Below are 21,131 nucleotides of genomic sequence, written 5' to 3'. Positions count from 1 at the left end.
AATATTTCTCCATTTCTAACTTAATTGAATTCTCCGTATTTGTACATATAATTCTTTCTAGGCTCTACTACATCACCCATAAGTAATGAAATCATCTTTTCTGCTTTAGCAGCATCTTCTATTGTAACTTGAATAAGAGTTCTTGTTTCTGGATTTAATGTAGTTTCCCATAATTGTTCTGGATTCATTTCTCCAAGTCCTTTATATCTTTGAATTAATGCTCCTTTACCAATTTCTTTTTTAGCCTTTTCTAATTCTTCATCACTATAAGCATATTTAATAGTTTCTTTACCTTTAACAACTTTATAGACTTTGTATAGTGGTGGTTGTGCTAAATATAAGTGTCCATTTGCAATCAAAGGTCTCATATATCTATAAATATAAGTCATCCATAATGTTCTTATATGATATCCGTCTACATCGGCATCACTCATTATTATAACTTTATCATATTTCATATCATCTTGTTTATAATTTTCTAATGTTCCTGTTCCAATTGCTGCATTAAATATTCTTAATTCTTCTGATGCTAGAACATTTTCAAGTTTTTGTTTTTCAGTATTCATTATTTTACCTTTTGATGGCATTATAGTTTGAAATCTTCTATCTCTAGCTTGCTTTGCTGATCCACCTGCTGAATCTCCCTCAACAACTATAAATTCATTAACACTTTTATCTTTTAATGTACATACTGCTATTTTACCTGCTAACGGTGCTGTTCCAACTCCAACTTTTTTCTTTTCTGCATCATTTATTTTCTTTATTTTCTCTCTTCTTTTTGCTGACTCTAATGCATTATTAATAAGGGTTGTTGCTAATTCTTTGTTATCTTCTATCCATTCTAATAACTTTGTATATACCAAATCGTTCATCATAGTATATGCTTCATTATTTCCTAATTTAGTCTTAGTTTGTCCTTCAAAAATAGGATTGGTAATCTTAATTCTCAGTATAGCTGTCATACCCTCTCTTAAATCATTACCTTCAAACTCTTTATCTTTTTCTTTTATTAAATTAAGTCTCTTAGCTCCTTCTTTAAAAGCTCTTGTCATTCCTGTTTTAAATCCAGTTTCATGAGTTCCTGCTTCAGTTGTAGGTATATTATTTACATAACTTGCTATATATTCTGTTGATGAGTCTGTAAATTGTATGCATATTTCACCTTGCACTTGAAGATTATTAACGGTTCTTTCTCCTTCAAATATAATTGGAATATCATGAATAACTGTCTTACTTTCATTTAAATAATTTATAAAATCTAAAAGACCATTTTCTGAATAATATTCTTTTTGTATTTCTTCATCTTTTCTTCTATCTATAAGTTCTAACCTTATACCTTTATTTTGGAATGCTAATTCTTGAAGTCTACTATCTATAACATCAAATTTAAAATCTGTAGAAGAAAATACTTCTGAATCAGGTTTAAAAGTAACCTTTGTTCCAGTTTTATCAGTTTTACCAATTACCTGCAATTTACTTACTGGTGTACCAGGCATAGTTTTCTTCAATTCTTTATCAAAAGCATATTCAAATCTTTGTCTATAAATATTTTTATTTTGATATACCTCTACTTCAACCCATTTTGATAAAGCATTTACAACCGCTGCTCCAACTCCATGAAGTCCACCTGAAGTTTTATAATTTTTATTATCAAATTTCCCTCCAGTATGCAATTCTGTAAACACCATTTCTACGCCTGATTTCTTCTTCAATGGATGTATTCCTGTTGGTATACCTCTACCATTATCATAAACTGTAACACTTTTATCCTCATTTAAGATAATTGTTACTTTATCTCCATATCCATTTGTAATTTCATCTATAGCATTATCCAATATTTCCCATATACAATGATGTAATCCCTTAGTTCCTGTAGAACCTATATACATACCTGGTCTAACTCTTACTGGCTCCAATTTTTCTAAAGATGTTAGGTCAGTAACATCATAATTATTATTTTTCAACTCCATAAGGCCCTCCTAAACTATAATTAAGATTATTTCTTTATTATATTTTAACTCATACTATTTTATATTATATTGTCTCTATTTAATATAGTTATTATTTATAGTTAATTGATTTTAATACAATTATACGAACTTATGTACTATTCTATCATAAAATATGCTTTATTTAAATTTTTATAAAGTATACATGAAATAAGAGTGCTTTATTTAGTTATGTAATAAAGTTTTTACACTTTATCACACCTCTTAAGCACTCTTAAAACCTTCTTCTATATAATAAATTTAAACATCACATATTTCAATATTTCTAATGTGTTTAGTATGACTCCACTCTTTATTATTCTTATTTAGTATTCCTTGAATAGTAATTGGTATCCAAGTTAAAGTATATAATCCATATAATAAGAATCTAAAAAATAATATTAAATTACTTTTTCCTAATAATAAGAATACTACCAATAAGAATATAACGTTAAATCCTATGCTAACGCCTAATGCTATTCCATAATTTTTTGTTGCATCTAATCCATGAATTTTTATTAGTTCTAAAATATAAGGGATAAAGAACACATTAGTTGAATATACTGCAGTCATAGCAAAAAATCCTTTGGATACTTTTCTTTCAACTGCCAACACTAATGGAGTTATTATAAATTGTATTAAAGCGAATACTTTAATTCCTACAGCCCACATCGCACTATTAGAAGCCTGACTTATAACAAAAATATCATGTCCTGTTGTATCTAATTGTATTAATGTCAAAATTGCTGATACAGCTAACATTAAAGTAATGAATGGTTGAAGCACATATAATGCACAATCAAATATATACCATTTTCTTTCTTTAATTGATTTTTTAGTTAACTTCCAAAAATATCTTGATGCTACGTCCGTAAAACCTTGCATCCATCTTTTTCTTTGAGTCCATGATTGAGCTAATTTCAATGGTTTTTCGTCATAAATTATGGCATCATGAGCCCAACCAACTTTTTCTCCATTTAATACAAGTTTACAAGTAAATTCTAAATCTTCTGTTAAACAAGTTGCTCCCCAACCTAACTCCTTTAAAGTTTCAGTTTCTATTGCAAATCCTGTCCCACCTATTTGATTTGAAAAACCCATATTTTCTCTAGCTAATTGGAACATTCTATTTTGAGTCCAGAATGCTATTGAATATGAAGCTGCTATCCATGAATCTGAAGGATTTTTGCTATCAATATATCCTTGCACAACCTTATATCCATCATTCATTTTAGAATTGATTTCTTTTAAAAAATCTTTATGGACTAAGTTATCAGCATCAAATATAGCCACTCCATCATATTTTTTATCCATCTTAAATAATTTATCAAACATCCACTCTAAGGCATATCCCTTACCTCTTTTATCTTTATTAAATCTCTCACAAACATTAACACCATATTTCTTTGATATTTTTGCAGTATTATCAGTACAATTATCTGCTATAACAAAAACATCATACATTTCTTTGGGATAATTGAGATTTAACATACTTTCTATTAATTTACCAATAACCACTTCTTCATTATGTGCTGCAATTAATAACGCAAATCTCTTATTTGGAGTATAATTTTTCTTTTCTTTTTTTCTAACAAGACCAAAAAAACCTAACACCATATAATACAAAGTTAATACAAATACAAATATTTGAAATATTGTTGTTGTCATGGTAAAAATATTTTTTCCCATTACATTCACTCCTAATGTTAAATGAAGTTAATTCTTCACTTATTATTTTATCTACACATTTTAATTACACCTTTATTTAATATATTTCAATATAGATAAAAAATCAAGTATGTTTTTCTTAAGATAAAATTAATATTGCTTTATTTGCGTTTTTTGTAATCATTCACTATAAGTTTTCTTAATTTCTTTATAATTTGTTTAATATTACTTATTTAACTTTTGTGAACCAATAGATGCGTAGAAATTAAGACTCATTCCTATACTTTTTATGATTTACATATATATAAATATTTATTAATTTAATTTTTGTAATTAACAATTTATTGTATCTTAAATATTATTAAAATTACAAATTTCAAAACTATAAGCTTAATAATATTTAAAATACTTATTTATTGAAAATTAAAAGATTTTAGTTGAAAGTAGAAAGATTAAAGAAAATTTTTTATTAACCTTGCACTTTCTACTATAAATTTCAACTAAAAATCCATAAATATATATTATAATAAAGCTTTTACGTCTGTGTTAATATGATGTAGTCACCGATTAGATTTTGTTCAAGTTTATTAATTGGAACTTATCTAATATATACTTTATAAACTCTAAATTTTTTTATAAAAAATTTAAATAATCCCTTGATACATCATAGCCTCTGCAACTTTCATAAATCCTGCTATATTAGCTCCCATTACAATATTTCCTGGGTTTCCAAATTGTTTAGCTGAATTTTTAGCATTATTATATATCTCTTTCATTATATTTTTAAGTTTTTCATCAACTTCTTTAAATGTCCATGATAATCTTAAACTATTTTGAGACATTTCAAGTGCAGAACAAGCTACGCCACCAGCATTTGATGCTTTTGCAGGTGCAAATAATACATTATTGTTTTGAAATATATCTATGGCTTCTAAAGTCGATGGCATATTAGCACCTTCTGCCACAGCTTTAACTCCATTATTTACTAATATTTTTGCACTTTCTGAATTTATTTCTCCTTGAGTTGCACAAGGTAATGCTACATCACATTTAATTTTCCATATTTCTCTGCATCCTTCTTCATACTTAGCACTTGGTACATAATTTAAATAATCCTTTATTCTTCCTCTATTAACTTCTTTAATTTCTTTTATAGCTCCTAAATTTATTCCAGTTTCATCATATATATATCCATTAGAATCACTTAATGCTATAACTTTTGCTCCTAATTCTATGGCTTTTTGAGCTGCATAAATAGCTACATTTCCTGATCCTGAAATCACCACTTTTTTTCCTTTAAATGAAATGTTATTATCTTTTAACATTTCATCAGTAAAATAAACTAATCCATATCCTGTAGCCTCTGTTCTAGCTAAACTTCCACCAAAAGTCAATCCTTTTCCCGTCAAAACTCCTTGCTCACTAGCATTTCTTAATTTTTTATAATATCCATAAAGATAGCCTATTTCTCTGGCGCCTACTCCAATATCTCCTGCTGGAACATCTATATTCGGTCCAATATGCATATTTAACTCAGCCATAAAACTTTGACAAAATCTCATTATTTCATTGTTTGTTTTTCCTTTTGGGTCAAAATCTGAACCACCTTTTCCTCCACCAATAGGTAAACCAGTTAAAGAATTCTTAAATATTTGTTCAAATCCTAAAAATTTTATTATACTTAAGTTTACTGATGGATGAAATCTCAATCCACCTTTATATGGTCCTATTGCATTATTAAATTGTACCCTAAATCCCCTATTAACTTTCACTTCCCCATTATCATTCATCCAAGGTACTCTAAAAATAATTTGTCTATCTGGCTCAACTATCCTTTCAAGTAAAGCAGCATCTATAAATTCTGGATGTTTTTCAAATACTGGTACTAAAGAATTTAATACTTCTGTAACAGCATCTATAAATTCTATTTCCCCATTATTAACCTCTTTAACCCTTTTTAATATATCATTAACATACGCTCTTGCTTTTGCTTCCATTAAATTCATCTCCTTAAATTTTAAAATCAAATTTTAAAATCAAATTTATAACTTAAATGATTTTATTTATATAATACACCTTTATGGATTATATTGCCATAATAGTACAGAAAATATATGAAAATTCATATAATATCATTTTAATTTATTTTTTATTATTAATTTATCAATTTAAAATTTAGGATTATTTTATAATTTCACTAATTAATTTCTTAAAAAATCGTATATCTCTGCCTTTAATACAACTATATTCCATAGGTAATACAATTAAAGAACCTATTGTTCCTATTATTATATCCCACATAGTATCAAGCAAACTGTTATTTTGAGCATTTAATCCAAATAATCGATCAGTAGAAAATTCCCAAATTTCCCACACTCCGGCCATTGCAACTGAAAAACTTAATATAAAAATTAAGGCAAATAATGGTTTTAATTTATCACTAATCTTATAAGTATATCTTGCATATATAGAAAACCCTAATATACTAATTATTATTCCAGATACAAAGTGAAGTATCTTATCATAATAGTATACATAACTATATATATTAAATACACTCCCTACATATATAGCCATAATTATAAAAATCAAACTTAATAAATAAAGCAACTTACAATGCCTAATAAAAGTAACAGAAAAAACAACTTTTGCAATAAAAACAGTAACAATAGTTAATATAATTCTAAATAAATTATCGCCTGATTGAAACAATATATTAAACAATAAATGTATTACTAATACTACATTCACTATAATTGTTATTATTTCATCATATGTTAACCTTCTTTTCAAAATTCAACACCTTCTTTTCCCTGGTATTAAAACCCCTGAAATAGCTATTCCTCCAATTAATCCTCCAATGTGTCCTAAATTATCTATATTATTAATATTAAATCCTATAACTAAATTTAAAACTATAACTCCTACTAAATTTAATATATATTTCTTATTAACTCTATGTCTTTCCTTTATGCTAAATACTAACATAGCTCCAAAAAGTCCAAAAATTGCTCCTGATGCTCCTACTGATATTGTTTTCTCACTTAATAATACCCCTAATAAACTTGAAGTTATTGCTGAAGTAAAATATATTATTAAATATCTCTTAACGCCAAAAATTTTTTCTACTTGTGGCCCTAATATATATAATGCATACATATTAGCTATTAAATGTATTAATCCTCCATGTAAAAACGCACAAGCTATGAGTCTCCATATTTCTCCTTTATATATTAAATAATTATACTTGGCTCCAAATTCTATTAATACATTGATATTAATGTCAAATATACTTTCAGAGACAAAAGCTGTTAATAGAAATACAATCACATTTATAGCAATTAAAATTAAAGTACTATTTTCTTTTATTAAATATTTATTTGATTTAATGTTAGAACTTTTGTTTATTCTAAATATTATATTTTTTAGTGGTTCACATGAATTATCACAAGAAATTATATTATTATTGTTTCTATTTATAACTAATTTATTTATACTTTGCTCTCTATTCCCTAAATATTCTCCATCTGAAAGTATTATTACATTTAACCCAAAATCTTTACCTAATGTTTTTAAATATCCTACGGTCTCTATAATATTTACATCTTCATGTTCTTCATTTGTAATTAAAACACAATAATTGGCTTTTCCAAGATCTTTTATAGCAATATAATTTGATTTATTATAAAACTTACTATAATATTCTTTTATATAAAAATTTTCATTCTTTATTAAGAAATTAAATAATTTTTCTTCTAAATTTTTCATTTCTAATTCATTCCTTTATAGTTTTAGACTATATTTTATAAAATTGTTTATATATAAATAAGAAAAAGTGACTGCACCATACTTTTTAGTTGAGAGTGGATAATTAAGAATTGAGAGTTTTAGTTGAAAATCCTAAAGATTTTCTAAAAATATATATTTTAAAATTCACTAAGGAATTTTCTCCTTAACTCTAAACTTTCCACTCTCCCATCTCAACTTATATTTAAAATAACCTATTTCAAAACATATATTACATGATTTTTTCAATTATATACGTATATATACGTAATATAAATGCTGCCTTAAAAATTAAGACAGCATTTTTATCAGATATGCTTTTAATATATGAAGACACTACTTAAACATATCTTTACTTTAAACATCAATCATATCTAACATATCTAATAATTCATTAAATCTTTTAATTGTTGCTTTTAATGGTTCATCAGTAGTCATATCAACACCTGCAGTTTTTAGAATGCTTATTGGATAATCACTACCTCCTGATTTTAAGAATCCCTTGTATTTTTCAACAGCATTTTCTTTTTTATCTAAAATTGCTTTAGAGAATGCAGAGGCTGCTGCATAACCTGTTGCATATTGATAAACATAAAAATCTGAATAAAAATGTGGAATTCTTGACCATTCAAAATCTATTTCTTTATCTACAATCATATCAGGTCCAAAATATTTTTCATTTAATTCATGCCATTTTTTATTATAATCTTCAGCAGTTAAAGGTATTCCTTTCTCCAAACTTTCATGTGTATATAATTCAAATTCAGCAAACATCAATTGTCTAAATACAGTAGTTCTTATTTGCTCTAATTCTTGATTTATTAAATAAAGTTTTTTATTTTTATCTTTTTCTTTATCTATTAAATAATGAATAAGTATTGATTCATTAGTAGTAGATGCAACCTCAGCACAGAACAAAGTATATCCTGCATAATAATATGGTTGTTCTTTTCTTGAATAATACGAATGAATTGAATGCCCCATTTCATGAGCTAATGTAGAAACATCTCCAAGTTCATTATGGTAATTTAATAAAACATAAGGCATAGTATCGTATCCACCCCATGAATATGCTCCACCTTTTTTTCCCTTATTTTCATATATATCTATCCATCCATCTTCTATCCCACTTTTAAATATATTTAAATATTCATCTCCTAGTGGTTTTAATGCATCTAATACTATTTTTACGCCTTCATCAAACTCTATTTTTTCTTTAGGAGTCTCAATAACTGGAACATATAAATCATACATATGAATTTCATCTAATCCTAGAAGCTTCTTTTTTACCTTTACATATCTATGAAGTGAATCTAAATTCTCATTTATAACCTTTATAGCATTTTTATATACTTCTAAAGGTATATTATTAGGATTAAGTGATGCTTCTAAGGCAGAGTTATATTTTCTAATTTTGCTACTAAAATTAAAGTTTTTAATTGAACAAGTTAATGATGTAGCTAATGTATTTTGAAGTTTTTCATATTCTCCAAATAATTGTTTAAATGCTCTTTTTCTAAGAGTTCTATCTTTACTTCTTATAAAAGATGAATAATTTCCTTCTGTTAATTCCACTTCTTTTTCATCTTCATTTTTTATTTTTCCAAATGTCATATCTGCATTTGTTAGAATATTGTGGATAGCTGATGGTGCATCTAAACAATCAGAAACTTGAGCTAATAATTCTTCCATTTCTTTTGTTAACACATGAGGTTTTTCTTTTAATATATCTTCAAATAAAAATTTATAAGGTTTTAATTCATCCAATCTTTTTATTTCTTTTTCAATAAAGCCATCTTCTAAGCTTAATATTTCTGGAACAAAATAAGCTGTGTAACTTGCAAATTCAGCCATATATATATCAATCTTATTCATAAGGCTTTGATATGTTGTATTAGATGTATCTTCATCAGATTTTAAATGAGCATATATATACAGCTTTTCTGCTTTTCTTGAAATTTCTTCACTCAATTTTAAATAATTCAATATATTTTCTCCAGACTTTAACTTACCAGAAAAGTCTTTTAAGCTATGTGCCTCATTTTTTAAACTATGAAAATCTTTTTCCCATTCTTCAATGTTTTTGTATATCTTTTCTACTTCCCATTTAAATTTAGATTGAATTTCTTCTCTCTTTTTTAATTCTTCCATATAATTCATCCTCCTAATTAACTTACCATAGTAAACTTTTAAAAACTTATGAACATTCAAATAAATAACTAGTCAGTATGCTAATTTACTTATTTTCATATGACTTAAATATATTCCTCTTTCTTATCTTTTATATTTTCCCATACATTATTCATTTCTTCTTCTATTAATTCTATACATTCTTGAACTTTTTCTTTTATATAACCATAATCATCTTCATATTTAAATTTTAAAATATATGTTGGATTGTATTCATCTAAGTCTTCTTCTACTTCATAACCTTTTTCAGTAAATCTTTCTATATTAAATAAATCATATATAGCTGAATATTCCCATTCCTCAACATTTTTATTAGTATCAAAATACATATGTACTATTCCATTTAATACATAGAATTTTTTTACGAACAATCCACCTCCACTTACTTCAAAACTTCCTAATTCTTTTTTTATAAATCCTGTTTCACTATCTTTCTCTATTAAAACTAAACTTGAAAAATCCATGATTAAGCACCATCCTTTTTAATATTTATTCATAATATAATAAGTACATTATAAATATATTTAGTCATAATAAGCAATAGAGATATTTGCATTTGTTATGTTTATCCAATTTATATTTAAAAACATATTTAAATAATTGTAAAAATATGGTAATATTTTCTTACAACACTTTATATTATGTTAACCTAAAAATTTTCTTTTATCTTCAAAACATATTATTCAACTACAGGAGGTGTGTATGGAGAGACAAGAATTTTATAGTAGAAGTATTAGAAAAAATAACACTATTGATTTAAATCAATATAAAAGAAAAAAGTTAAAGAAAAAACACAAAAGAAATGTCCTTATAAGCTATTTATATGCATTTTTAATTCTATCAACCATATTACTTTCATCTTTTATTATTACAAAAGAAATATATATACAAAAACGATGTGTTGATTTAGCTTATTCAGTTGAGCACTATTTTACTACTGGTTTTAATAAAAATGATAAACTTCTTCGAGTACAAGAAATGTCTTTAATTTACTCTGATGGTAAAAATGCTATTGTAGAAGTTTCAGGACTATCAAAGGAAGAACCCCATAAAGAAACAACCTTAAAAGGAAATTTTAAAAAGAATAAAAATAACTCTTGGATTTTAGAAGAAGTATACTAGTGGTAATAGTTGCAAATAATTTGCAACTAAGTATATAATATATTTGGGTATAAATATACCCAAATATATTAATATTTAAGGAGCTGATTATTTTTTGATAAAAATTAAAGATTTATCATTTTCATATACAAATAAATCTGAACTTTTATTAGATAAAATTTCAATCGATATACCAACTGGCATTTATTTATCGGTGTTAGGAGAAAATGGTAGTTGTAAGAGTACATTTATAAAATTAGTACTTGGTTTACTAAAGCCTACATCAGGATCTATTAATTTAGATTTTAATAAAATTTCTTATGTACCTCAAAGAATGGATAATTTCAACTCCCAATTTCCTATTACAGTAAAAGAATTGTTATCAATTCATTCTAAAACTATGGGAATAAAAGATTTTAATGAAATAGATGAAGTATTAAAAAAAGTTAATATGGAAAATTTCAAAAATTCATTAATAGGAAATTTATCTGGTGGTCAACAACAAAGAGTTTTTATTGCTAAAGCATTACTAGGTAATCCTGATTTAATAATACTAGATGAACCATCTACTGGTGTTGATGAAAAAAGCCAAAAAGAAATTTATCCTATATTAAAAAGTTTAAACGAAAATTTAAATAAAACTATTATTTCTGTTGAACACAATACTGATATTGCATTAAAATATTCTACTCATATTTTAAGAGTTAATAATGGAATTCTTACTTTATATACTAAAAAAGAATTTATTAATTACCTTGAATATGAACATCATAAGTCTTGCGCAATGTAAATTTTTATTAATTTTAGAAAGGTAATTATATATGTTTGAATTAAATTTTATGCAAAATGCATTTATGGCTGGAATAATAGTGGCTATACTTTGTCCATTCATTGGACTATTTATTGTTCTTAGAAGAAATTCCATGATTGGAGATACATTATCACATTCATCTTTTGCAGGAGTAGCTATTGGTCTTGTATTTGGAACAAATCCAATAATTACTGCTTTTTTATTTACATCACTTTGTGCTATAATCATAGAATTTTTAAGGCAATATTATAAAAAATATTCTGAATTAGTTATGTCTATTGTACTAACATTAAGCTTAGGTATTGCAATTATATTAGTTAGTAGTGGTAAAGCAGTTGCTAAAGTAGATTCTTTTCTATTTGGTAGTATATTAACAGTAACAAGATCTGATATTTTCTTAATTGCATTAATTGGTGCTATTTGTATAATACTTCTACTTACAATTTATAATAAATTGATATATGTAACATTTGATGAAAGTGGTGCTAAAACAGTAGGAATAAATGTTAAGCTAATAAATTATATATTTACACTGTTAGTTGGAGCAACTATATCTCTTTCAATTCAAATAATGGGTATTTTGGTTGTATCATCAATAATGGTAGTTCCTGTGGCTACTTCTATGCAATTAAAAAAAGGTTTTAATAAGACATTAATTTTTTCTATAATATTTGGATTAATAGATGTTATATTAGGATTAATTTTATCTTATTATCTAAATAGTGCTCCTGGAGGAACAATAGCTTTAACTTCAGTTATATTATTAATATTAACTTTAATTTTTACAACTAAAAAACATCATTAATAGGTTATTTAAACTTATTAAATACATACCAAATAAAGTGCTACATAAATAAATATTTATTATGTAGCACTTTACTTTAAAATTCTTTTTATTATTTACTTGTTCTTTTTACAGTCTTTGCATACCCCTTTAAGAATAAGGTTATGTTCTGTTAATGTAAATCCTGTCTTATTCTCTACAATCTCTTGTATTTGAATCATTGGACATGGTATTTCTACTTCTTTGTGACAAATATCACATTTCAAAAAGTGTATATGAGTTTTTTTCTTTAATTTATATGAAAAAACTCCATCTTCAAGAACAATTTTGTCGATTATATCTTTTTCTTCAAATAATTCTAACGTTCTATAAATGGTACTCAAATTAATATTTACTTTATCACATTTACAAATTTGGTATATTCTCTCGGCACTTAAGCTATTATTAGACATTCTTAATATTTCTAATATCTCAACTCTTCCTTTTGTTACCTTTATATTTTTATTTTTTAAAAATTCTTTTAAATCCATTAGTCTATCCCCTAATAAACGTTCTTACATTTATTATAACACATACTTATTAAAGGACTAAACTAAAACATTACCATTTTTAATCCAAATAATATCAATACTATTCCTGCTAAAAAATCTGCATATTTACTTACAAAATTAATTCTTCTTATATACTTACATAAGAATAATCCTATCATGCATATTAATAATGTTATAAGCCCTATTAATATAGAATCCACTGTAAATAATATATTATTTTTTAAGTTATGAAGAGTTGTGAAACCTATCACTAAAGCATCTATACTTACAGATATACCTAATATTATACATGTACTATTCTTTTCTAAAATATCATTTTTATCTTCTTTTATCCCATCTAATATCATTAATGTACCTACAATAAAAATTATTATTCCTCCAGCCAAAGATGATATATTTACAATATAAGTATCAAAGAGATATCCTGCCTCACCTCCAATATATGTGAATAAAAATTGAAAAAAAGCAAATGATAATATAAATTTCATTTTATTTTTATAAGTTAGTATAGAATTTAATCCTATACTCAGTGTTACACCAAATGCATCCATAGCCAATATAATCCCTATTAATATAACTTCACTTAAACTCATAATATCACTTTCCTCATATCTATAAATTTAATATTCATAATAATTATTATTATTAAACTAAAAATATATGCACAAATAATTAATTAATTTAATATTTATGAAAAAAACTATTTATTTAATGTACTTTTTGTTGTATATTATTAAATATAGTATAACTAATAACTAAATTGTGTAGCATATATATGCTACTATGTTTTAAAAAGGAGCGTTTTTATGTCTAATTGTATTATTGCACAATCTGGAGGTCCAACTTCTGTTATTAATTCTAGTGTTGTAGGGTTAATAAATGCTAATAAGTCACTTAAAATATTTGATAAAGTATATGGTGGCCTAAATGGAGTTGAAGGTATTTTAAATGGGAGTATAATTGATCTTACTTCAATCAATGAAAATGAATTACAAACTTTTAGATACACACCATCTTCAGGGTTAGGATCTTGTAGATATAAATTACAAAATCCTGATAATTCTTGTGATGAATATGAAAATTTAATTCAAATATTAAGAGAATATGATATAACTTCATTTTTTTATGTAGGTGGAAATGATTCTATGGATACAATAGCCAAGCTATCTGCTTATGCTAAAAAAAATAATATACATATAAATTTTATAGGTATTCCAAAAACAATTGATAATGATTTGATGTTTACAGATCATACTCCTGGATTTGGTAGTGCTGCAAGATTTGTTACTACATCTGTATTAGAAACTTATCTTGATTCTTCTGTTTATTTAAATAATGGAATATTTATTCTAGAAACAATGGGAAGAGATACTGGATGGTTAGCAGCTTCTGCTTGTATGGCAAAAATTGATAACAAACCTGTAGCTGATTTTATATATCTTCCTGAAACAGTCTTTGATAAATATAAATTTATAAATGATGTTAGAGAAAAATTTAAAAAACAAAATAAAGTATATATTGTTGTATCTGAAGGTATCAAAGATGGAAATGGTAAATTTATATCTGAATTCCAATGTGTTTCTGATGATAAATTTGGTCATACTCAATTAGGTGGTGTTAGCCAATATCTAAGAAACTTAATTCTTGATGCTAGTATAACAAAAAGAGTAAAATCCTTAGAATTAGGAATTTTACAACGTTGTGCTATGCATTGTGCTTCTAATACAGATTTAGATGAAGCTTATAATGTTGGATATATAGCTTTAGAAAGTGCAGCTAAAAATGAAACTGGTAAAATGGTGGCTATAAAACGTGAAAACACCAAAGATTATAAAGCTTCTTATTTCTTAGTTGACGCTGATAAAATAGCAAATAATGTTAAATATTTCCCAACTGAATGGATTAATGAAGATGGAAACTTTTTAAAAGAAGAAGCCTATGAATACTTCTTACCATTAATAGCAGATATGCCTAGTTTAAAAATGGAAAATAATTTGCCTAAATATAAAGCTTTTAATATATAAATTGCTTTTTTACTAAGAAAGGGAGTTAATCTTTAAATAACTCCCTTTCTATATATCTGTATAAAAATATAAAATTTTATATTTTGTAAATATTCTTATAAATATAAAATCCCCTTTGCAATATCTTCTACTGTATTTAAAAAGAAATCTACTTCCCTTTCTGTATTGTATACTGCAAAACTTACTCTAATCATTCCTGGCATTTTCTTAGTACTATCATTTAGAAAAGAACTAGCTTCTTCTTCAGTTATTCTCATAAGCCTTCTACAATATGGATGTGCACAAAACCATCCATGCCTTACTGCTATTCCTCTCTTTTTAGCTAATATTTCTGCCACATCTCTGTCATAAAAACCATTTATATTAAAAACTGCTATTCCTAATCTATCATAAATATTAAAGGTGTCTCCATAATTAATAACTTGAGGAATGCTTTCAAGACCTTGCAACATTCTCTTTAAAAGAATTTTTTCATGTTCTTCAATAAATTTATATCCTATATTCCTTATTTCTTTTAATGAATTTATTAGAGACATTACTCCTAAAAAATTAGGAGTTCCTGCTTCATTTTTTTCTGGAGGTTCAAGATAAGTTACTTCATCATCTAAAACTAATTCAACTGTTCCTCCACCTGAATAGTCTGGAAGAGAATTTTTAAAATCTTCTTTTAAGCCTATTATTACACCAATTCCAAATGGAGAATATATTTTATGAGAAGAAAATACTAGAAAGTCTATATCCTCTTCTTTTGAATTTCCACTAATGCTAATTTTTTTATGTGCTACAAGTTGAGCTGCATCTACAATTAATTTAGCATTATATTTATGAACAATTTTAGCTATTTCGTGAATATTGTTTACATATCCTGTTACATTAGATGCACCAGTTAATGATACATATTTTATCTTTCCAAAATTATTCTTTAATTTTTCTTCTAACTCATTAAGTTTTAATCTACCATTTTTATCAACTTCTATATAGTCAACTTTTCCTCTATTCCTCCAAGGTAAATCATTTGAATGATGTTCCATTCTTGATATAAGAACAATCTCATCATCTACTTTATTTAAAGTTTTAGCAAGTTTATTTAAAGCTTCAGTTGTATTATTAACATATATCACAACATACTTTTCTCTATCTTTTATATTGAAGAAATCCATTAAAAATACTTTTGATTGATAATATAATTCTGTTGTTATCTCTGCTTTTTGACCTGTTCCTCTTCCTATTGACGCATAGGTTTTGCTAAGATTTTTCATATATAAAAAATCTGATTTAAAAGCTGATGTAGTTGCTGCATTATCAAAATTTATTGAATCTATGGGACGACCTTTGTAATTATAAACTTTTTCATTTATTCCAATAAACAAGTTTCTAATGTTCTTCTCATTTTTTATGCTCATATACATCTCCTCCAATATATCCTATTCATGTTAAGTATTTATTGTGTCATAATAAACACTGCAAAATTAGGTATATGAAAATAAATAACAAGTGAAAGATGCAACAACTATTCTGTGAAATACAATAACTTTTGTTATCCTAATAGTTGTGATATTAGGAGATTCCAAGGAAGAAGTAGTTGACAAAATAAACCATCATACTAACTAGTTATTTATTTGAATGTGCTTTAAAGCATATATATTTATATGAAGTCATATTATAAATTGTAACAAATAATATTTTACAGTCATATAGTTATTAAGAAAATATATGGAGGTATATTATAAAATGAAACCTGATAAAAAATATATGAATATTCAATACAATGACGAGCTTGATTATGATTTTATGCCCTTAAAAAATACTTTTAATTTTCGTTGTAATAATTCATCCTTGACTCCCTTTTTTAAAGTTAATAATTCTATTTTTGCTGATGACTATAATAACTTTGATTATAATTTTAGAAATGATACTGAGTCTTCAAATTTATTTCCAGATGAAACTATGGAATCGCAACTCTACTGCTATACTAACCAATTAGAAAAAGATACAAATTATAAAAATAATATGACATTAGAAAATGATAATGATATAAATGATCTAACTCCTGATAAGATATTAAGAGAATTTGATTTAGATTTAGATGAAAATGAAGACTTAGATAGAGTTCGTCCAGATAATAAAGTAAATAGAATCTTCTTTAAAATTCAAAGAAACAACCCTAATATATTAAATACTTTTTTACGTTATGGTATTCCTTATCCAATAGCTAAAATTATGATCAAAAGAATAATAAAATTATCATTAAGATATTATAAAGAAAGGTAAGTGAATGTGATGTTCTTATTTAGAAATTCTTTTCCTGATATAAAGTCTAATATAAGATTTTTACATGCTGTTCCAGAATCTATAAGTGTAGATATTTATGCGAATGGTAATTTAATATACTCTAACCTTTCATTTGGAGAAATTTCAAATTATATAGACATGGCTCCTGGTAAATATAACATTAAGCTATATAAAGCATATACTTATGATGATCCTTTATTATCTGAAACAATAGAGGTATTACCTCTTTCATCTTCAACTATAAATATAAATTATGAAGATAACGAAGTGTCACTTTTAAAATTAGATGATGGAGAATCTGAAGCTAACCCTCTACTCTCATATGTAAGGTTTATTAACCTTTCACCAAATTCGTTTAATTTATCTTTATCTTTACCAAATGGTCCTATTTTATTTGATGAAACTCCTTACTTAGAAATAACAGATTATTATCCTGTATCTCCTGGAATATATAATTTTGTTGTATCAGATAAAAATAATTTTAGTAAATTTATAAGCAATATTGATTTAGGGAAAAATGTATTCATAACAATTTATATTGTTGGATTATTAAATGATACTCCTAGAATAGGCTATGTACTTACTAAAGATGTTTATAAAAAAAGTTAATTTAAACTAACTAACACCTATTTTAAAATATTTAATTTATATTTTAAAATAGGTGTTTTATTTCTATAAAAATTTTTATCTTAGATTAAACAATAAAATATTTAAACTTGTATCATAGCTAAAATTTTTTTAAATAAGATAGGTTTTATTGTATCTATATCTGTAGGCTCTTTAAATATTATGGTTGTAAAACATATACTTCCCACTAACTCTATTATCATAAATAAAGTCATTTCTGCTTCTTCTTTATCCATACCTGACTTAACCAAGTTGTTTATAAAACTCTCCACTACTTTCCTTACATTATCATATTCTTCAGGTTTCAATACATTTTTTCTATATAGCCCCCATGATATATTTTTATTTATAATTTTAAGAAGTAACTTATTATCCTTTAAATTTTCTATTATATAATTTATAAAAAATAGTACTCTTTTAGGAAAATCATCTATAGAATTCTTTGATGTCTCATTTAAAGCATCCTTTAATAATTTATTACTCTTTTTTAATATAAGTTTATTTAGAAGATCATATTTATCAGTAAAATATAAATAAAATGTACCTTTTGCTATTCCAGCTTTATTAACTATATCACTTATAGAAGTTTTTTCTATTCCCTGAGTTAAAAACAGATCATATGCTGAGTCAAATAGTTGTTTTTCTTTTAACTTTTTCTTGACTCTTACTTTATCAATCTTTTCGTCATATAAGTTCATTTATAATTCCTCCAAAGATTATTCATTAAATTGATATACCTATTATAAAATAGTATAATTATATAATATATACTTAATTATAACAATAAAACATTGGAGGATAAATAATGATTGTTTTAAGCTGTAAAGATATAAACAAAAGTTATGGAATAGATGATATATTAAAAGATGTAACTTTTTCTGTTAATGATGGAGATAAAATTGGTATAATTGGATCAAATGGAGAAGGAAAATCCACTCTATTTAAAATCCTTTCAAAAGAAATCCTTCAAGATTCAGGCGATGTTTATATAGATAAAAATAAATCTATAGGGTATTTATCTCAACACTTAAATTTAAATTCTGAAGTAACTCTTTATGAAGAAATGTTAACAGTATTTAACGAACTTATACAATTAGAAAATAAAATTTCTAATCTTCAAATAAAAATGAGTGAACCTTATAATGAGAATAATGCTGCTTATCATGAAAAAATAATAAAAGATTATACTACTGCTCAAGATTTATATGAAAACAGAGGTGGTTATACATATAAAGGTGAAATTTCCCGAGTAGTTAAAGGTTTAGGATTTAATGAAGATGACTTTAGTAAAATCATTTCAACTCTTAGTGGTGGACAAAAAACTAGAGTGGCATTATGTAAATTACTACTTCTAAAACCCGATATACTTCTTCTAGATGAACCTACAAACCATTTAGATTTAGATGCAATTGAATGGCTTGAAGAATATTTGAAAACTTATAAAGGTACAGTTCTTATAATTTCTCATGATAGATATTTTTTAGATTCTGTTACTAATATAACTTTTCAAGTTATAAATGGTCATATTAATTGCTACAATGCACCATATACTAAATATTTAGAGTTAAAAGAAAAAGATTATGAAAGTAAATTAAAAGCTTATACTCTTCAACAGGCTGAAATTAAAAGACAGGAAGCTATTATTGAGAGATTTAGATCATTCAATAGGGAAAAAAGTATTAAAGCTGCTGAAAGTAGAGAAAAAGCTCTTAATAAAATTGAATTAATTGATGCACCAGATGTTGAAAAAGCTGGTTCTAAGATAAAATTTGAAACCTCGGTAAAAAGTGGATTTGATGTGTTACATATTGAAAATCTGTCTAAATCTTATGGAGAAAAGAAACTATTTTCTAACCTTTCATTAGACTTAAAACGTGGTGAAAAAATTGCTTTAATCGGTGAAAATGGTAGAGGTAAAACAACTCTATTTAATATTATAATGGATAAAGTTAAAAGTGATAGTGGTGTTAAAGTTTTAGGTGCAAATGTTAATGTTGGATATTATGATCAAGAACAATCTAATATTAATCCTGATAAAACAATAATAGATGAAATTTGGGATGATTTTCCTGAATTAACGACAACACAAATTAGAAATATTCTAGCTTCATTTTTATTTACTGGAGATGATGTTTTTAAAAAAATTGATAAACTTAGTGGTGGAGAAAAATGTAGAATTAATTTATTAAAACTTATGTTATCTAAATCTAATTTACTATTGTTAGATGAGCCTACTAATCATTTAGATATACCTTCTAGAGAAGCTTTAGAAGATGCAATTTTAAGTTATGATGGTTCATTAATTGTAATATCACATGATAGGTATTTTTTAAACAAAGTTATAAATAGAATATTAGAATTAACCAAAGACGGTGTTGTGAATTATTTAGGAAATTATACTTACTATACAGAGAAGAAGAAAAATCCTTTAAGATTTGAAAATTTTAATGAGCATAATTCATCAAAAACAAAAACTCAATTAAATATGGAAAAAAAGAAGAAAAAGGCTTTAGACAAAGAAGCTAGAGCACTTCAAAATAAAATAAAAACTCTTGAAGAAACTATAAATAAAAATGAAGAAGATTTAATAAAACTTCAAGAAGAACTATGTAAAGAAGAGATTTATTCTGTTCCATCAGAAAGCGAAAGAATTAATAAAGAAATTAAAGCTAAAGAAAGCTTAATTGAAAAGTTTTATGAAGAATGGGAACAATTAAACGAATCAAATTAAATAATATTATTTTAAAAGACATAAAATAATTTATATAAGTTAATATTTAAATATAGCTGGCAATCTACTTTCCAGCTATATTTTCAATATACTATTTTACTCCTGTAGTACCAAAGCCCCCTCTATCACTATTACCGAATGATTCTACTTCATCAAATTCTAAATTCGGCATAACTTCCATTATTCTAAACTGTCCTATCTTATCCCCCTTTCTTATCCATGTACCTTCTTTTTCTTGTCCATTTAAAAATTCTACATCTTTTCCTTGTAAACAATATACGGGCATATGCCATTCATCATTATCACCTATATATGTATCATCTACAACTCCAATTGAATTTGTTTGAATAATTCCCCAACTTTTAAAAGTTGAACTTCTAGGAGCTAGATGTCCTTCCCATCCTTGTGGCAATTCTAATGCAAACCCTAATGGAATCATTGCCCTTTCATTTATACCAACAAAAATATCTTTATTCGCATATACATCAATCCAGTTTCCCTTTGGTATTTTTTTTAATTTACTTGCACCATCAAAATATTTAACTCTAATTTTCATATGTAATCTCTTCCATTCTTTG

At 25.4% G+C, this 21,131-nt stretch carries 19 protein-coding genes; 7 read left to right on the top strand and 12 right to left on the bottom strand.

The genetic code is table 11. The features are described from left to right. Window positions 1-20 precede the first annotated feature (20 nt). The 7 genes from BGI42_RS03720 to BGI42_RS03690 form a co-directional block, all read right to left on the bottom strand. Window positions 21-1,970, bottom strand: a complete 1,950-nt coding sequence (locus BGI42_RS03720; RefSeq protein ID WP_069679031.1) for a DNA gyrase/topoisomerase IV subunit B — start codon at window positions 1,968-1,970, stop codon at window positions 21-23. A 279-nt stretch (window positions 1,971-2,249) separates the two neighbouring features. Continuing rightward, entirely contained in the window at window positions 2,250-3,677 is a 1,428-nt protein-coding gene (locus BGI42_RS03715; RefSeq protein ID WP_069679030.1) for a glycosyltransferase family 2 protein, read from the bottom strand. A 623-nt stretch (window positions 3,678-4,300) separates the two neighbouring features. Then, complete coding sequence (gdhA, locus tag BGI42_RS03710; RefSeq protein ID WP_069679029.1) at window positions 4,301-5,653, bottom strand: NADP-specific glutamate dehydrogenase; 1,353 nt, start codon at window positions 5,651-5,653, stop codon at window positions 4,301-4,303. Window positions 5,654-5,837: 184 nt separating this feature from the next. Continuing rightward, on the bottom strand, window positions 5,838-6,449 hold the full coding sequence (locus BGI42_RS03705) for a DUF2238 domain-containing protein (RefSeq protein WP_069679028.1): 612 nt from the start codon (window positions 6,447-6,449) through the stop codon (window positions 5,838-5,840). A gap of 3 nt (window positions 6,450-6,452) precedes the next feature. After that, window positions 6,453-7,424 carry a rhomboid family intramembrane serine protease gene (locus BGI42_RS03700; protein ID WP_069679027.1) on the bottom strand — a complete coding sequence of 324 codons (972 nt, stop codon included), beginning with the start codon at window positions 7,422-7,424 and terminating at the stop codon, window positions 6,453-6,455. Between the two features lie 375 nt (window positions 7,425-7,799). Next, window positions 7,800-9,593, bottom strand: coding sequence for an oligoendopeptidase F (pepF, locus tag BGI42_RS03695; RefSeq protein WP_069679026.1), 1,794 nt, complete (start codon window positions 9,591-9,593; stop codon window positions 7,800-7,802). 104 nt (window positions 9,594-9,697) lie between these two features. After that, a complete protein-coding gene (locus BGI42_RS03690) occupies window positions 9,698-10,096 on the bottom strand; it encodes a DUF6762 family protein (protein WP_069679025.1) in 399 nt (132 codons plus the stop codon). Window positions 10,097-10,334: 238 nt separating this feature from the next. On the opposite strand from BGI42_RS03690, the gene BGI42_RS03685 reads away from it, so the two are divergent. The 3 genes from BGI42_RS03685 (at window position 10,335) to BGI42_RS03675 (ending at window position 12,349) form a co-directional block, all read left to right on the top strand. Continuing rightward, a complete protein-coding gene (locus BGI42_RS03685; RefSeq protein WP_069679024.1) occupies window positions 10,335-10,754 on the top strand; it encodes a hypothetical protein in 420 nt (139 codons plus the stop codon). A gap of 94 nt (window positions 10,755-10,848) precedes the next feature. Then, a complete protein-coding gene (locus BGI42_RS03680) occupies window positions 10,849-11,523 on the top strand; it encodes a metal ABC transporter ATP-binding protein (protein WP_069679023.1) in 675 nt (224 codons plus the stop codon). Between the two features lie 31 nt (window positions 11,524-11,554). Further along, window positions 11,555-12,349 carry a metal ABC transporter permease gene (locus BGI42_RS03675; RefSeq protein WP_069679022.1) on the top strand — a complete coding sequence of 265 codons (795 nt, stop codon included), beginning with the start codon at window positions 11,555-11,557 and terminating at the stop codon, window positions 12,347-12,349. 95 nt (window positions 12,350-12,444) lie between these two features. On the opposite strand, the gene BGI42_RS03670 is transcribed toward BGI42_RS03675, so the two are convergent. Together BGI42_RS03670 and BGI42_RS03665 are read right to left on the bottom strand one after the other, a co-directional pair. Continuing rightward, a complete protein-coding gene (locus BGI42_RS03670) occupies window positions 12,445-12,858 on the bottom strand; it encodes a Fur family transcriptional regulator (RefSeq protein ID WP_069679021.1) in 414 nt (137 codons plus the stop codon). Window positions 12,859-12,920: 62 nt separating this feature from the next. Further along, entirely contained in the window at window positions 12,921-13,472 is a 552-nt protein-coding gene (locus BGI42_RS03665) for a manganese efflux pump MntP (protein WP_069679020.1), read from the bottom strand. 213 nt (window positions 13,473-13,685) lie between these two features. Here BGI42_RS03665 and BGI42_RS03660 point away from each other — a divergent pair, with 213 nt between their 5' ends. After that, window positions 13,686-14,903, top strand: a complete 1,218-nt coding sequence (locus tag BGI42_RS03660) for a 6-phosphofructokinase (protein WP_069679019.1) — start codon at window positions 13,686-13,688, stop codon at window positions 14,901-14,903. A 95-nt stretch (window positions 14,904-14,998) separates the two neighbouring features. Here the strand turns inward: BGI42_RS03660 and BGI42_RS03655 are convergent, their stop codons facing one another. Further along, window positions 14,999-16,306, bottom strand: coding sequence for an aminotransferase class V-fold PLP-dependent enzyme (locus BGI42_RS03655; protein WP_069679018.1), 1,308 nt, complete (start codon window positions 16,304-16,306; stop codon window positions 14,999-15,001). 328 nt (window positions 16,307-16,634) lie between these two features. Here BGI42_RS03655 and BGI42_RS03650 point away from each other — a divergent pair, with 328 nt between their 5' ends. Continuing rightward, the gene (locus tag BGI42_RS03650) at window positions 16,635-17,174 is read left to right on the top strand and encodes a hypothetical protein (RefSeq protein WP_069679017.1); all 540 of its coding nucleotides are present in this window, start codon (window positions 16,635-16,637) and stop codon (window positions 17,172-17,174) included. A gap of 9 nt (window positions 17,175-17,183) precedes the next feature. Continuing rightward, window positions 17,184-17,804 carry a DUF4397 domain-containing protein gene (locus BGI42_RS03645; RefSeq protein ID WP_069679016.1) on the top strand — a complete coding sequence of 207 codons (621 nt, stop codon included), beginning with the start codon at window positions 17,184-17,186 and terminating at the stop codon, window positions 17,802-17,804. Between the two features lie 101 nt (window positions 17,805-17,905). Here BGI42_RS03645 and BGI42_RS03640 read toward each other — a convergent pair whose 3' ends face one another. Next, window positions 17,906-18,520 carry a TetR/AcrR family transcriptional regulator gene (locus tag BGI42_RS03640; RefSeq protein WP_069679015.1) on the bottom strand — a complete coding sequence of 205 codons (615 nt, stop codon included), beginning with the start codon at window positions 18,518-18,520 and terminating at the stop codon, window positions 17,906-17,908. 107 nt (window positions 18,521-18,627) lie between these two features. Between BGI42_RS03640 and abc-f the strand changes: the two genes are divergently transcribed. Further along, complete coding sequence (gene abc-f / locus BGI42_RS03635) at window positions 18,628-20,553, top strand: ribosomal protection-like ABC-F family protein (RefSeq protein WP_069679014.1); 1,926 nt, start codon at window positions 18,628-18,630, stop codon at window positions 20,551-20,553. 91 nt (window positions 20,554-20,644) lie between these two features. On the opposite strand, the gene BGI42_RS03630 is transcribed toward abc-f, so the two are convergent. Continuing rightward, window positions 20,645-21,109, bottom strand: a complete 465-nt coding sequence (locus tag BGI42_RS03630; RefSeq protein ID WP_069679013.1) for a dUTP diphosphatase — start codon at window positions 21,107-21,109, stop codon at window positions 20,645-20,647. Window positions 21,110-21,131: the final 22 nt, after the last annotated feature.

The organism is Clostridium taeniosporum (assembly GCF_001735765.2).
Classification (GTDB): domain Bacteria; phylum Bacillota; class Clostridia; order Clostridiales; family Clostridiaceae; genus Clostridium; species Clostridium taeniosporum.
Note: the sequence above shows the minus strand (reverse complement) of the source record. Positions and strands in the feature narration are given on the sequence as shown.

Bases quoted from the DNA above. Each gene is read 5' to 3' on its own strand.
- BGI42_RS03660 (WP_069679019.1), top strand. From the start codon at position 13,686: ATGTCTAATTGTATTATTGCACAATCTGGAGGTCCAACTTCTGTTATT.
- BGI42_RS03640 (WP_069679015.1), bottom strand. From the start codon at position 18,520: ATGAACTTATATGACGAAAAGATTGATAAAGTAAGAGTCAAGAAAAAG.
- BGI42_RS03665 (WP_069679020.1), bottom strand. From the start codon at position 13,472: ATGAGTTTAAGTGAAGTTATATTAATAGGGATTATATTGGCTATGGAT.
- BGI42_RS03715 (WP_069679030.1), bottom strand. From the start codon at position 3,677: ATGGGAAAAAATATTTTTACCATGACAACAACAATATTTCAAATATTT.
- BGI42_RS03700 (WP_069679027.1), bottom strand. From the start codon at position 7,424: ATGAAAAATTTAGAAGAAAAATTATTTAATTTCTTAATAAAGAATGAA.
- BGI42_RS03720 (WP_069679031.1), bottom strand. From the start codon at position 1,970: ATGGAGTTGAAAAATAATAATTATGATGTTACTGACCTAACATCTTTA.
- BGI42_RS03685 (WP_069679024.1), top strand. From the start codon at position 10,335: ATGGAGAGACAAGAATTTTATAGTAGAAGTATTAGAAAAAATAACACT.
- BGI42_RS03650 (WP_069679017.1), top strand. From the start codon at position 16,635: ATGAAACCTGATAAAAAATATATGAATATTCAATACAATGACGAGCTT.
- BGI42_RS03645 (WP_069679016.1), top strand. From the start codon at position 17,184: ATGTTCTTATTTAGAAATTCTTTTCCTGATATAAAGTCTAATATAAGA.
- BGI42_RS03630 (WP_069679013.1), bottom strand. From the start codon at position 21,109: ATGAAAATTAGAGTTAAATATTTTGATGGTGCAAGTAAATTAAAAAAA.
- gdhA (WP_069679029.1), bottom strand. From the start codon at position 5,653: ATGGAAGCAAAAGCAAGAGCGTATGTTAATGATATATTAAAAAGGGTT.
- BGI42_RS03670 (WP_069679021.1), bottom strand. From the start codon at position 12,858: ATGGATTTAAAAGAATTTTTAAAAAATAAAAATATAAAGGTAACAAAA.
- BGI42_RS03655 (WP_069679018.1), bottom strand. From the start codon at position 16,306: ATGAGCATAAAAAATGAGAAGAACATTAGAAACTTGTTTATTGGAATA.
- BGI42_RS03675 (WP_069679022.1), top strand. From the start codon at position 11,555: ATGTTTGAATTAAATTTTATGCAAAATGCATTTATGGCTGGAATAATA.
- abc-f (WP_069679014.1), top strand. From the start codon at position 18,628: ATGATTGTTTTAAGCTGTAAAGATATAAACAAAAGTTATGGAATAGAT.
- BGI42_RS03690 (WP_069679025.1), bottom strand. From the start codon at position 10,096: ATGGATTTTTCAAGTTTAGTTTTAATAGAGAAAGATAGTGAAACAGGA.
- pepF (WP_069679026.1), bottom strand. From the start codon at position 9,593: ATGGAAGAATTAAAAAAGAGAGAAGAAATTCAATCTAAATTTAAATGG.